The sequence below is a fragment of the Hyphomicrobium sp. genome (assembly GCF_051860585.1).
Classification (GTDB): Bacteria; Pseudomonadota; Alphaproteobacteria; order Rhizobiales; family Hyphomicrobiaceae; genus Hyphomicrobium_C.
In genome coordinates, this window is record NZ_JBHYDS010000003.1 from 294217 (window position 1) to 306457 (window position 12241).

The following is a 12241-nucleotide window of genomic DNA, read 5'->3' on the forward strand; positions in this document are numbered from 1 at the left end:
TGCGCATGAAGGGAAAGTCGGGCCGCGGGCCCGGCGGCAAGGCGACGAGCGGAAAGACGCCGACGAGCGCGCTCGGCGTATCCGGCGGCCAGCGCGACCTCAACGTCCGCCTGAAAACCGCACGCAGCCGCACCGCATCGTCGCAACGGTGGCTGGAGCGCCAGCTCAACGATCCGTATGTGGCCGCAGCCAAACGCGAGGGATATCGTTCGCGCGCCGCCTACAAGCTGCTCGAGATCGACGACAAATATCACGTCCTGAAACCCGGCCATCGCGTGGTGGATCTCGGCGCCGCACCGGGCGGCTGGAGCCAGATCGCAGCCACGCGCACGCAATCCGTCGGCGGGCGCGGCCAAGTCATTGCGATCGACATCCTGGAGATGGAGCCGGTCGCCGGAGTCCAGGCCGCGCAGCTCGATTTCATGGACGACAGCGCCGAGCCCTGGTTGAAGCAACAGCTGAACGGCGAAGCCGCCGACATCGTTTTGTCGGATATGGCGGCGCCGACGGTTGGCCACACCAGCACCGACCATCTACGCATCATGATGCTTGCGGAAGCCGCCGCGCATTTCGCGTGCGACGTGCTCGCGCCGGGCGGCGCGTTCCTCTGCAAGGTGTTCCAGGGCGGCACGGAGCGCGATCTGCTCGACCTGCTCAAGCGCAGCTTCGCAACGGTGCGGCACGTGAAGCCGCCGGCGAGCCGTTCGGACAGTGCAGAACTCTATGTGTTGGCGACGGGGTTCAAGGGCGGCACGGCCTAAGCCGGCAGGATCAACGCTGTCGCGGCAAAGTGGCGCGCAGCGGAATAAGCAAGAACTTCGACTCTGACGGTCCCCACAAATGGCAACGGCGGCCGCTTGCTCGACCGCCGTGCCTTAAATCGACTCGCCAGTGCGCGAGCCAATCTCCATCATCAGTTAGATGATGTCGATCTCTGCCGGGAGGTAGCTGGTGACCTCGAGGCCGACTTCCTGCTCGCGCACGGCGGGCTTGGACCAAATCTTCATTGTTGTTTCCTCCTCAAAACGCTCTAGAGCACTTGAACGCGTCTTCCTAACGCGATCAGAGACGAAGGTCTATTCGATTTTTCAACGCACTCCCATCATTTGAGCTGATGTGCAGTTGCGAGAAAATTTGCCGACAGACGATGCCGTCCGTCCGTGGACGGCTACCACCCTTGGGACCCGCCCCGAGAGGTCCTTGTGAGCCATGCTCCCACGCCGCAGGCACGCTCCCTTCCCCTAGCGCCCGCCCGGTGCTATAGCGCATTCGACATTCGAGCCCGCCCGCCCAGTCCGCGGCCGCCCCGTGTCAACCCCGCCGAGGAGAGAACCATGGCTAAACGCCCAATCGATAGCGATTTGGGTCTAGCACTGACTTTCGACGACGTGCTTCTGCTGCCGGCCGCTTCCGAGGTTTTACCTAACCAAGTCAATGTGGCGAGCCGGGTCACCCGGACGATCTCCCTCAACATCCCGATCCTGTCGTCCGCCATGGACACCGTCACCGAAGGCAAGCTCGCGATCGCGATGGCCCAGGAAGGCGGCATCGGCGTGTTGCATCGCAATCTCGTGCCGGAAGAGCAGGCCCGCCAAGCCGCGATGGTCAAGAAGTACGAGTCGGGCATCGTTCTGAACCCCGTTACCGTCCAGCCCACGGCCACCCTCGACGAAGCGTTGAAGCTGATGGCCGCCCATGACATCTCGGGCATTCCCGTCGTCGAAGCTCCCAAAAAGGGCGAGAGCAAAGGCCGCCTCGTCGGCATCCTGACGAACCGCGACGTGCGTTTTGCGACCAACGTCAAGCAGCCGGTCGCCGAGCTCATGACCAAGGATCGCCTGATCACGGTCACGCGCGATGTCAGCCGGGACGAAGCCAAGCGCCTGCTGCATCAGAACCGCATCGAGAAACTGGTGGTGGTCGACGACGCCTACCACTGCATCGGCCTGATCACGGTCAAGGATATCGAGAAGGCGCAGAAGCACCCGCACGCCTGCAAGGACCCCGAGGGGCGCCTGCGCGTCGCCGCCGCGACGACGGTCGGCAACGATGGATGGGAACGCACCGAACGGCTGCTGGAGGCCGGCTGCGACCTGATCGTCGTGGACACCGCCCACGGTCACTCGAAAAGCGTCCTCGATGCCGTAACGCGCATCAAGAAGATCTCGAACTCCGTGCAGGTCGTCGCCGGCAACGTCGCGACCGCGGACGCAACGCGCGCGCTGATCGATGCAGGCGCCGATAGTATCAAGGTCGGCATCGGCCCGGGCTCGATCTGCACCACCCGCATCGTCGCCGGCGTCGGCGTCCCGCAGCTCACCGCCGTGATGAATTGCGCCAACGAAGCCCATAAGCACGACGTGCCGATCATCGCCGACGGCGGCATCCGTTATTCGGGTGACATCGTGAAGGCCCTCGCGGCCGGCGCCGATTGCGTCATGATCGGCTCGCTGCTCGCGGGCACCGATGAGGCCCCCGGCGAAACCTACCTGTACCAGGGCCGCACCTACAAAGCCTACCGCGGCATGGGCTCAGTTGGCGCCATGGCGCGCGGCTCGGCCGATCGCTACTTCCAGCAGGAGGTCAAGGACACCTTGAAGCTCGTGCCGGAAGGTATCGAAGGCCAGGTCCCCTATAAGGGGCCCGTCGACGCCGTGCTGAACCAGCTTGTCGGAGGACTTCGCGCGGGCATGGGTTATACCGGCGCCAAGACCCTCGAGGAACTTCGCAACAAATCGCAGTTCATCCGCATTTCGCCGGCCAGCATGCGCGAAAGTCATGCCCATGGCGTTCTCATTACGCGGGAAAGCCCCAACTATCCGGGAGCAGTCTAAAGCGGCGAACGAATACGGGATCAGGATCGATGAGACAGACCGCCATTCTCTATCCCGTGTTCGTTCAGGTCGCCCTGACGTTCTTTCTCCAGGCTTGGATGCGCCGCGAACGCATCGGAGCAATCCGGCGTGGCGACCTGCAATACAAGGATATCTCGCTGCGGCAACAGAACTGGCCGCCGCGCGTGATGCAGATCTCGAACGCGTTCCACCATCAGCTCGAGGTGCCGGTCCTCTTCTACGCGCTCGTCGCGTTCCTGATGATCACCAGCCAGGTGGACATCCTGTTCGTGGCGCTCGCCTGGGTGTTCGTGGCGGCGCGGCTCTACCACGCCTTCATCCACACGACGTCGAACAAGCAGCCCAACCGTTTCCTCGCCTTCGCGGCGGGTTCGATCGTCCTCGCCGTCATGTGGGTCGCCTTCGCGCTCCGCATCCTCTTTTTCTCCACGGGCACGGCTTAGACCGGCGCCCCTTCACTCCAGGATCGACATCGTGAGACCGGGCCCCCGGATTCAAGCCGCGGCCGAAGTGCTCGAGGATATTTTCTCGCGCCATCAGCCAGCGGCATCAGCCCTTCAAGACTGGGGCAAGAAGCATCGCTTCGCAGGCTCCGGTGATCGCGCAGCCATCGGCACGCTCGTCTTCGACGCGCTGCGGCAGCGCTTGTCGCTTGCGGCCCGGATGGGAAGCGCCGAACCGCGCGCGCTGGCGATTGCCGCCGCGACGAAGGCGCTTGGCCTCTCGCCGGACGACATCGCCCGCGCATGTGACGGCGGCCCCCACGCTCCCGCCGCCCTGAGCGACGATGAGCGCCACCGCCTCGACGCGTCGATCGACGCCGAAACCGCCCCTCACATCGCGGCAGACATTCCCGAGTGGCTGATGCCGTCCTTCACGCGTGCCTTCGGCGATCGTGCGCTCGTGGAAGGCCGCGCCATGGCGGAGCGCGCGCCCGTCGATCTGCGCGCCAACACGCTCAAGGCGGGCCGCGACAAGGTCCTCGCCGCCCTCGAGAAGATGAACGTCGCGCCGACACAGTTCGCGCCCCACGGCGTTCGCATCCCGGCACCGGTCGGCCCCGCCAAAAGCCCGCACGCCGAAGCCGAGGCTTCGCACGGCAAAGGCTGGTTCGAGATCCAGGACGAAGGCAGCCAGATCGCGGCGGCCCTGAGCGGAGCGAAACCGGGCCACCAGGTGCTTGACCTCTGCGCAGGCGCAGGCGGCAAGACGCTCGCCCTCGCCGCAGCGATGGAGAACAACGGCCAGATCTACGCCTACGACAGCGACAAGTTCCAGCTTAGGCCGATCTTCGAGCGCCTGCAGCGAGCCGGCGTCCGCAACATCCAGGTCATCGACGGCGGCGACACCGCCGCGCTTAACGCTTTGGGACCGCGCTTCGACATCGTCTTCGCCGACTCCCCCTGCTCCGGCTCCGGCACGTGGCGGCGCAAACCCGATTCGAAGTGGCGTCTTCGTCCCGAAGCCCTCGCCACCCGCCAGAAGGAACAGCGCGAGGTTCTCAAGCGCGCGGCCAGCCTCGTCAAACCCGGCGGACGCTTGACCTACGTCACCTGCTCGGTGCTGCCCGAGGAAAACGTCGACCAGGCCGCCTGGTTCGTCGAAGCCCATCCCGAGTTTACGCTCACGCCCTTCGGCGAAATTTGGCAAGCGACCCTCGGCGCCACCCCGCCCGTATCGGCCGACGGATCGTCGGATACGCTGCAGTTGACGCCGGCTTCGCACGGCACCGACGGCTTCTTCATCGCCACGTTCACGAAGAGATCCTGATCGTGACCTTGAAATCCGGTCTGAGCCTCGTCGTTTTTCTGGCGCTCGTTGCGCTCGTCTCGGTCACCGGATCGAAGTTTCTCCCGGGACCTTGGTACGAGGCTCTGACGAAGCCGGAATGGACCCCGCCCAACTGGCTGTTCGCGCCGGCCTGGGCCATCCTTTACGTCATGATCGCCATCGCCGGCTGGCGGGTCTACGAGCGGCAGGGATTCGGACCAGCGCTTGCGGTTTGGGCCGTGGGGCTGCTGCTGAACGGGATCTGGTCGGTGCTGATGTTCGGCCAGCACCAGATCGGGCTTGCCGCCGTCGATATCGTTCTGTTGTGGACGACCGTGGTGGCCTTCGTCGCGCTCAACTGGCGCACGGACCGCATCGCGAGCCTGCTGTTCATCCCGTATCTGGCGTGGATCACCTACGCGACGGCACTGAACATCGCCGTCTACGTCCTCAATCCGCAAGCCTGAGCACGACGCGCTAGGCTGCCTTTTTTACTTTCGGCGGCTTGGCAGCCTTGACCGGCTGGCTAGCGGGCTTCGCCACGCCGCTCGGTTCCCAGTCTGCAATCTCGGCGAGCGACGCCGTCACGGCCCAAGCGCCGGTGCGGTCACCCTCGCGGCCGTGCTCCCGCAAAAGCTGCTCGAAATTCGCGCGTGGAATGGGCTGGAACCCGGCCTCTTCCAACGTCGGCGTCGGATCCTTGCCGTCGTTGGCCACATAGCCCCACTGCGCCAGATGATACATCAGACAGGCGAAGCCCATCTTGGACGAGTTGGACTCGTGGCTGAACTGGGACTCGGTGAAGAACACGCGGCCGACCGACAAGCCGTAGCCGCCGCCGACGAGCACGCCGTCCGCGTTCCAGACCTCGAACGAATGCGCATGCCCCTGCGCGTGCAGCGCCGAATAGAGGCGCATGATCGTCGGCGTGATCCAGGTCAGGCCATAGATGCGGTTCTTCCGCCGCCCGGAGCACGACCGGATGACCTCGTCGAAGGCCTGGTCGAACGTCACGCGGAGCGGCGTCTTGCGCATGATGCGCCGCAGGTTCTTGGTCATGCGGAATTCTGCCGTGCGCAGCACCATGCGCTCGCGGCGCGTCCACCAGCGCATCGGGCCGAAGTGGCACCACGGGTAGAAGCCGAGTTGCGCCGCAACGCGCACCGTCTCCGGGCTGATGTCGCGGCAAACGCCGCCGAACGTGTCCGGCCTGTTGGCCACGCGTGAGGGATCGGGGACGCGCGTACCGCCGCGCAAAAGATCGCGCGCGGAATGCCAGAGGAGATAAGGAAGGTCGCCGATCCGCACCGGTCGGAGCGCATAGATCGTGCCGAGCACCCAGCGCTGCAGCGTAAACATCGGCGCTTCTGCAAACGCTCCGTCGCGTTTCGCGCGGACTGCAAACATCAAAATTAGAGCCCCTGCCAGGGCCAGCGCCCCACCCGCCAACACTGCTGCGGTCATCACTTGAACCTCGTCTTTCGCGCGCACGATCGTGCCGTCGTCAACCTCATAGTCCTAACCGGCGCCGCTTAACGCGCGATGGAAACGCCGAGCCGAGCTGCAATCGAGATTAATGTGGCGTTAACGGCGTGCCGTACACGTCGGCCGTGACGCTGCCGTCCGCGCTCCACGCGCCGGCCGGCGCAGGCTCGTGGCCGTGCGCTTCAAGCATCGCTTCGTATTTGGCCCGCGGGATTTCCCGGAACCCCATCTTCTCGAGCACAGGCGTAAAATCGCGCGCGTCGACCAGTTCGAAGCCCCACTTTTCGAGATGGGCGTACAGCACCGCGCATCCGATCTTGGACGTATCGGGCTCGAGGCTGAACATCGATTCCCCGACGAAGATTCGTCCGGTCGCGACGCCGAACCCGCCGCCGACCAGTTCACCCTGCCCGTTCCAGACTTCGAACGAATGCGCGTGGCCCTGCCGGTTGAGGACCGAGAACAGGCGCATGTAGCTCGGCGTGAGCCACGTCAGCGTATGCCAGTTGTAGGCGCGCGGCGCCCCGCACTGCGCCACCACCCGATCGAAGGCCGTGTCGAACGTGACGGTGTACTTGCCAGATTTCAAATGGCGAAGCAGGCGCCGGCTGATGTGGAGGTTGTCGAAAGACAGCACCATGCGCTTGGCGCGCGTCCACCACTTGAGCGGTCCGCAGTGCGCCCAGGGAAAGAAGCCCCGCCGTAAACCTTCGAGGTAGCTTTCCGGCGTGAGGTCGCGGACCACGCCACCGAATGTATCAGGATAGTCCCATGTCCGATTTTGATCCGGAAGCCGTGTCCCGCCCCGCATCAGGTCCCGCGCCGTCAGCAGCGTCAGGTGCGGCAGGCTCCCGATGCGTTGCGGGTGCAAAGCGTAGGCAATGCCGAGAATCCAGCGCGTGACGGCGCAGAAAGGCGTCTCGCGCAGCGGAAAAGCCGCGGAAGGCGCGTCGCCGTCGCTTTCATGTGCCTGAGAATTGGCGGGTGGCCATTCGCCGGCGGGCGTGCGGGAAGACGTCAGCATGGGTCCACTATGCCTCTCAGAAAACCCTTAACGTCTCATTCACCGCAAATCACGGGCCAATCTTTCGGCCCACGACACGATCGTGGGAAAGGGGCGCTTTCGGCCGCCCGGCCTGCGGCTTTGCTCCACGCCCGGTGCGCTTGACGCTTGGGCGGCGGGGTGGTCTACCGCAGCATCATGGGAGTCCCGGGGAGAGACCAGCAACCGATGTCCGCGCCCGTCCTGATCATCGATTTCGGCAGCCAAGTGACCCAGCTCATCGCACGGCGCGTGCGCGAGGCGGGGGTCTATTGCGAAATCCACCCCTTTCAATCCGCCGCCGAGGCGTTTGCCAAGCTCAAGCCCGGCGCGGTCATTCTCTCCGGCGGCCCCTCGTCGGTGCCCGAAGCGGACAGCCCCCGCGCCCCTGACGCCGTCTTCCAGTCCGGCATCCCGGTACTCGGCATTTGCTACGGCCAGCAGACCATGGCCGAACAGCTCGGCGGCAAGGTCGAAAGCGGCCATCATCGCGAGTTCGGCCGCGCCGTGCTTGCGGTGGAAGAGGCGAGCCCGCTGTTCGAAGGAGTCTGGGCAAAAGGCGATCGCCACCAGGTCTGGATGAGCCACGGCGACCGCGTCACGCGCCTTCCCGAGGGATTCCGCGTCATCGCCACCAGCGAGAACGCCCCGTACGCAGCCGTGGCCGACGAGGCCCGCCGCTTCTATGCGGTGCAGTTCCATCCTGAGGTCGTGCACACGCCCGATGGCGAGAAGTTGATCTCGAATTTCGTCCATCGCATCGCCGGCCTCCAGTCCGACTGGACAATGTCCGCCTACCGCCGCGAGATGATCGCCAAGATCCGCAGCCAGGTCGGCCAGGGCCGCGTGATTTGCGGGCTATCGGGCGGTGTCGACAGCGCCGTCGCAGCCGTTCTCATTCACGAGGCGATCGGCGACCAGCTGACATGCGTGTTCGTCGACCATGGCCTGATGCGGCTCGGCGAGGCCGAACAGGTCGTCGGCCTCTTCCGCGACCACTACAATATCCCACTTGTCCACGTCGACGCGTCGAAGCTCTTCCTCGATGCGCTGGCGGGCGTCAGCGATCCGGAGGCCAAACGCAAGGCCATCGGCAAGCACTTCATCGACGTGTTCGAGGCCGAAGCGGCCAAGATTGGCGGGGCGGAATTTTTGGCCCAGGGCACGCTCTATCCCGACGTCATCGAGAGCGTCTCCTTCAGCGGCGGCCCATCCGTCACGATCAAGTCGCACCACAACGTCGGCGGCTTGCCGGAACGCATGAACATGAAGCTCGTCGAGCCCTTGCGTGAGCTCTTCAAGGACGAGGTGCGTGCACTCGGACGCGAGCTTGGCCTGCCCGACGCGTTCGTCGGACGCCACCCCTTCCCCGGCCCCGGCCTCGCGATCCGCATTCCCGGCGAGATCACGCCCGAGAAGCTCGACATCCTGCGCAAGGCGGACGCGATCTACCTCGACGAGATCCGCAAGGCCGGCCTCTACGATGCGATCTGGCAGGCATTCGCGGTGCTACTGCCGGTCCGTACGGTCGGCGTCATGGGTGACGGGCGCACCTACGATCACGTCCTCGCGCTCCGCGCCGTGACCTCGGTGGACGGCATGACGGCCGACTTCTTCCCGTTCGACATGGGCTTCCTCGGCCGCGCCGCGACCCGGATCATCAACGAGGTTCGCGGCATCAACCGCGTCGTCTACGACGTCACCTCGAAGCCCCCCGGCACCATCGAGTGGGAATAGCTGCAAACCGCGTGTAGGTGCAGCGCCGAAAGATGGCTTAAAACCCCGGCACGCGACCAATCAGCGACTTGGGCTTTTCGACGGGCGAACGAAAAACGAAGTCACACTGGCCCAAAGCCTGGCTATCCGCCCGGGCTGCCTTGCGACGTGGCTGCGCTCGAGCCGGTAGACCAGATTGGGTGGCAGGATAAACTCGCCAGCCTGTAACGCATCAACATCGATTTCGCCGCTCCACCGCCTCGGCGCCAGACCGACGTATCGATAACGTTTGCCAAAATAATCGGTGACGAATTCATAGATCGTGTCACCACCAAGATTGCCAATGGCTAGCCCGGACGGCACAGCGTCTTGTAATATGAGATAGATGAGAGGACGTCCGGTCACGGGGCCAACGGACATGCCGATTCCTCCAGCCTGCTCACAACCCAACGCATGTTTGAATGACGCGTTCCGTTGTCCCCGGCGAGAATTTTCACTTACGTACCCGGCATGCTTCTATCTGGGGCAACGCCAGCCTCATGCCCGGCATCTATTTCGCTTTTGCGATGCAAAAAACGCCCTATGTGGCGGCGGCGTTGCTTTCGATGGACGTCAAGACCCGCTCGCTCGCCAGCGTCTCAGCGCATGCAGAGGGACGCGACGAATGCGATGGAGGCAAGCGTCGAGGCGACGGTGCGCACGTGGTTCCACATCGTCCATCGCGCGAAGTACTTCGACCAGACGGGCGCACTTTGGGGAGACAGGGGATCGGTCGCCGCCAGCTCGTTGTTGAGCGGCACATTGCAGGCGATCGTCACCACGGTCATGCCGATGAAGTAGACCAGCGCACCGGCGAGGATGATCGGAGACACCTGTCCATCCCAGTTCAGCACGGCCGCGAGCGCAACGAGCAACGCGCCCAGCGATGTCGCGTAGAACAACGGCATGAAGGCGGATTTGAGGATCACCGCGTTGATGGCGTTCATGGCCGTGATCGCCGTTGCTGTTCCGGATCGCGCGAGCGCGGTCATGATGAAGGCCGAGAACGCAAAATACAGTCCCGCGATCATGCCGCAACCGATCGCGAGGAACCACAATAAGACGCTGATGATGGCGCTCACGTGTGTGACCTCCCTTGTCCAGGCTCCCGTTGTTGCAACGCTTTGCCCCCAGCGGCGAATACAGTGCGGGCCGACCTGGCCGAACACCGCCTCGACGCCGTGCGCCAGAGAGTGGCGAAGTGTGAACTCCCGAAACCCCCCAGCGTTTCGGTGATGGCATGCCATCGAACCACGAGGATCAGCCCATGTCCAAAGGCGTGAGGAAGCGAGACTTTCCACTCGGCAACGTGCGGCGTTATCTCGAACCCGGTCCCATCGTCCTCGTTTCGTCGGCCTCGAAGGGCAAGACGAACATCATGACAATGGGCTGGCACACGATGCTGGAATTCTCGCCGTCGCTCGTGGGCTGCATGATCTCGTCAGGTAATCACAGCCATGGGATGATCCGCGAGAGCCGCGAGTGCGTCATCAACCTGCCGACGACGGCCCTGACCGACGCGGTCGTCGGGATTGGCAATTCGTCAGGTGCCGACATCGACAAATTCGCGCAATTCGGGCTGACGGCGGAAAAGGCCTCGAAGGTCGGCGCCCCCCTGATCCGCGACTGTCATGCCAATTTCGAGTGCCGGATCGTCGACGACGCGCTGATCGCGCGGTACAACTTTTTCGTCTTTGAGGTCGTGAAGGCCCATGTTGCGCCATCACCGAAACACCCACAGACCTTGCACTACACCGGCGACGGCGTCTTCATGGTGTCCGGAAAGGTCATCAGCCGCCGTTCGAAATTCAGGCCTGAAAATCTCTAAAGGTGCTTCGCCGGATGACCAAGCCGACTGCAACCGTCTACGGAATTCCAAACTGCGACACGATCAAGAAAGCGCGCACCTGGCTCGCGGAGCATGGCATCGCCTACGCCTTCCACGACTACAAAAAAGACGGCATCGAGCGCGCGAGGCTCGAGAGCTGGTGCAAGAAGGCAGGCTGGGAAACGGTGCTGAACCGTGCGGGCACCACCTTCCGCGCCTTGCCTGATGCGGACAAGCAGGACCTCGACCAGGACAAGGCAATCGCGCTGATGCTGGAGCAGCCATCGATGATCAAGCGGCCGGTGCTGGATCTCGGCAAAGGCAAGCTGATCGTCGGCTTCAAGCCGGAGATCTACGCAGCGGCGTTCAAGGCTTGAGGATCTGGACGTCCCACGCGAGGCCGTCGGCATCGACGGCCCGAAAAAAGCAAAGACGGGACAGGTGTGCGGGTCCTGTCCCGTCCGTTGACGTGCCCATCGTGGCGGACGCCGAGATGAGACGTTGCGTGCGGCGCGATTGCCAACGCGGGGACATGAGCAATCGAACCGCACTTATGGGAAAACGGATTTCTCTCAGATTTATTCGGCCGAAAACCGGGCCGCATCAAAAATTTTTCTACGTCTGAGTGCATCTCGGAAAAATTTCGGGAAATCATCGCACTGACAGACTTGCACAGCCCACACCCCAACAAGCCAAGGCCCCAAAAAAGAAAGACCCCCCAGGGGGGAGCTGGGGGGCCGATCGTATTGCGAGCGCCGCTGAGCGTGGGTTGGGGGAAGCCCGCAGCGGCGCTCTATCTCGCCGGAATCGCGGGGGGGAGCGTTCCGGCGGATCATTGGACCAACAGCGGGGAGGCGCTTTGGTTCCAACACTGCCACCATTAAAGATTTGGGCCCGCCGCGCTGTCCCCTACGGAACACCCATGACTGCCAATGCGTCCGCTGTCCTCCCGCGATAGACTAACAAACGATTGATATACCGTAGGGAAATCCCCCGAAGGCGTAACGAACAGGAACTTGCGCGGCAGGCTGTGCGTTGAACACGGACAATCGGCAACAAAAAGAAGAGGCGGCCAATGTCTCGCACAAAAGTTTCCACGCTCGTCGCCGTCTTCGCCCTGACTGCAGCGCTTCCAGGAACGCTCTATGCCGGCGGAGAACCCACTGCCCCACCAGCCAACGCCGCTGGATCAGAGGGGGGAGACGACGCCGGCCAGATCGCCTTCAACACGCACTGCCGCACCTGCCATTCGGTGAAGCCGGAAGACAATCGCCTGGGCCCCACGCTCCACGGCATCCACGGCGCGAAAGCCGGGCAAGTCAAAGGCTTCGGAAATTACTCCGGCCAGTTGAACGAGCAAATCACGTGGGACGACGCCACCCTCGACAAGTTCCTCGCCAATCCGGCGTCGATCGCGGCCAACACGACCATGAAGCCATTCGGCGGTATTGCGGACGCCGGCCAGCGCAAACTGATCATCGACTATCTCAAGGCTCAGAAATAGAG

General features: G+C 63.7%; 14 protein-coding genes. 9 read left to right on the forward strand and 5 right to left on the reverse strand.

What is annotated here, in order from left to right:
• Positions 1-5: 5 nt before the first annotated feature.
• The gene (locus ACTIFK_RS06780; RefSeq protein WP_439542454.1) at positions 6-761 is read left to right on the forward strand and encodes an RlmE family RNA methyltransferase; all 756 of its coding nucleotides are present in this window, start codon (positions 6-8) and stop codon (positions 759-761) included.
• 156 nt (positions 762-917) lie between these two features.
• On the opposite strand, the gene pqqA is transcribed toward ACTIFK_RS06780, so the two are convergent.
• Positions 918-1007 (reverse strand): pyrroloquinoline quinone precursor peptide PqqA, encoded by a 90-nt coding sequence (pqqA, locus tag ACTIFK_RS06785; protein WP_020084408.1) that lies wholly within the window; start codon positions 1005-1007, stop codon positions 918-920.
• Between the two features lie 327 nt (positions 1008-1334).
• Here pqqA and guaB point away from each other — a divergent pair, with 327 nt between their 5' ends.
• Genes guaB through ACTIFK_RS06805 form a run of 4 tightly spaced genes read left to right on the forward strand, consistent with a single transcriptional unit; the run spans position 1335 to position 5092 of the window.
• Complete coding sequence (gene guaB, locus ACTIFK_RS06790) at positions 1335-2834, forward strand: IMP dehydrogenase (protein ID WP_439542294.1); 1500 nt, start codon at positions 1335-1337, stop codon at positions 2832-2834.
• 29 nt (positions 2835-2863) lie between these two features.
• Positions 2864-3298 (forward strand): MAPEG family protein, encoded by a 435-nt coding sequence (locus tag ACTIFK_RS06795; protein ID WP_439542295.1) that lies wholly within the window; start codon positions 2864-2866, stop codon positions 3296-3298.
• 31 nt (positions 3299-3329) lie between these two features.
• Positions 3330-4625, forward strand: coding sequence for an RsmB/NOP family class I SAM-dependent RNA methyltransferase (locus ACTIFK_RS06800; protein WP_439542296.1), 1296 nt, complete (start codon positions 3330-3332; stop codon positions 4623-4625).
• A gap of 2 nt (positions 4626-4627) precedes the next feature.
• Positions 4628-5092 carry a TspO/MBR family protein gene (locus ACTIFK_RS06805; protein WP_439542297.1) on the forward strand — a complete coding sequence of 155 codons (465 nt, stop codon included), beginning with the start codon at positions 4628-4630 and terminating at the stop codon, positions 5090-5092.
• A gap of 10 nt (positions 5093-5102) precedes the next feature.
• On the opposite strand, the gene ACTIFK_RS06810 is transcribed toward ACTIFK_RS06805, so the two are convergent.
• Together ACTIFK_RS06810 and ACTIFK_RS06815 are read right to left on the reverse strand one after the other, a co-directional pair.
• Positions 5103-6089 carry a leucyl/phenylalanyl-tRNA--protein transferase gene (locus ACTIFK_RS06810; protein ID WP_439542298.1) on the reverse strand — a complete coding sequence of 329 codons (987 nt, stop codon included), beginning with the start codon at positions 6087-6089 and terminating at the stop codon, positions 5103-5105.
• A 109-nt stretch (positions 6090-6198) separates the two neighbouring features.
• Positions 6199-7134, reverse strand: a complete 936-nt coding sequence (locus ACTIFK_RS06815) for a leucyl/phenylalanyl-tRNA--protein transferase (RefSeq protein WP_439542299.1) — start codon at positions 7132-7134, stop codon at positions 6199-6201.
• A gap of 207 nt (positions 7135-7341) precedes the next feature.
• On the opposite strand from ACTIFK_RS06815, the gene guaA reads away from it, so the two are divergent.
• Positions 7342-8889: a glutamine-hydrolyzing GMP synthase gene (gene guaA, locus ACTIFK_RS06820; protein WP_439542300.1), complete on the forward strand. Its 1548-nt coding sequence runs from the start codon at positions 7342-7344 to the stop codon at positions 8887-8889.
• Between the two features lie 60 nt (positions 8890-8949).
• Here the strand turns inward: guaA and ACTIFK_RS06825 are convergent, their stop codons facing one another.
• Both ACTIFK_RS06825 and ACTIFK_RS06830 read right to left on the reverse strand, forming a co-directional pair.
• Positions 8950-9288: a hypothetical protein gene (locus ACTIFK_RS06825; RefSeq protein WP_439542301.1), complete on the reverse strand. Its 339-nt coding sequence runs from the start codon at positions 9286-9288 to the stop codon at positions 8950-8952.
• Positions 9289-9506: 218 nt separating this feature from the next.
• Positions 9507-9989: an anthrone oxygenase family protein gene (locus tag ACTIFK_RS06830; RefSeq protein WP_439542302.1), complete on the reverse strand. Its 483-nt coding sequence runs from the start codon at positions 9987-9989 to the stop codon at positions 9507-9509.
• A gap of 185 nt (positions 9990-10174) precedes the next feature.
• On the opposite strand from ACTIFK_RS06830, the gene ACTIFK_RS06835 reads away from it, so the two are divergent.
• The 3 genes from ACTIFK_RS06835 to ACTIFK_RS06845 all read left to right on the forward strand — a co-directional run bounded on the left by ACTIFK_RS06835 (position 10175) and on the right by ACTIFK_RS06845 (position 12239).
• A complete protein-coding gene (locus tag ACTIFK_RS06835) occupies positions 10175-10735 on the forward strand; it encodes a flavin reductase family protein (RefSeq protein WP_439542303.1) in 561 nt (186 codons plus the stop codon).
• Between the two features lie 14 nt (positions 10736-10749).
• Complete coding sequence (locus ACTIFK_RS06840) at positions 10750-11112, forward strand: ArsC family reductase (RefSeq protein ID WP_439542304.1); 363 nt, start codon at positions 10750-10752, stop codon at positions 11110-11112.
• 698 nt (positions 11113-11810) lie between these two features.
• Complete coding sequence (locus ACTIFK_RS06845; protein ID WP_439542305.1) at positions 11811-12239, forward strand: c-type cytochrome; 429 nt, start codon at positions 11811-11813, stop codon at positions 12237-12239.
• Positions 12240-12241 lie beyond the last annotated feature (2 nt).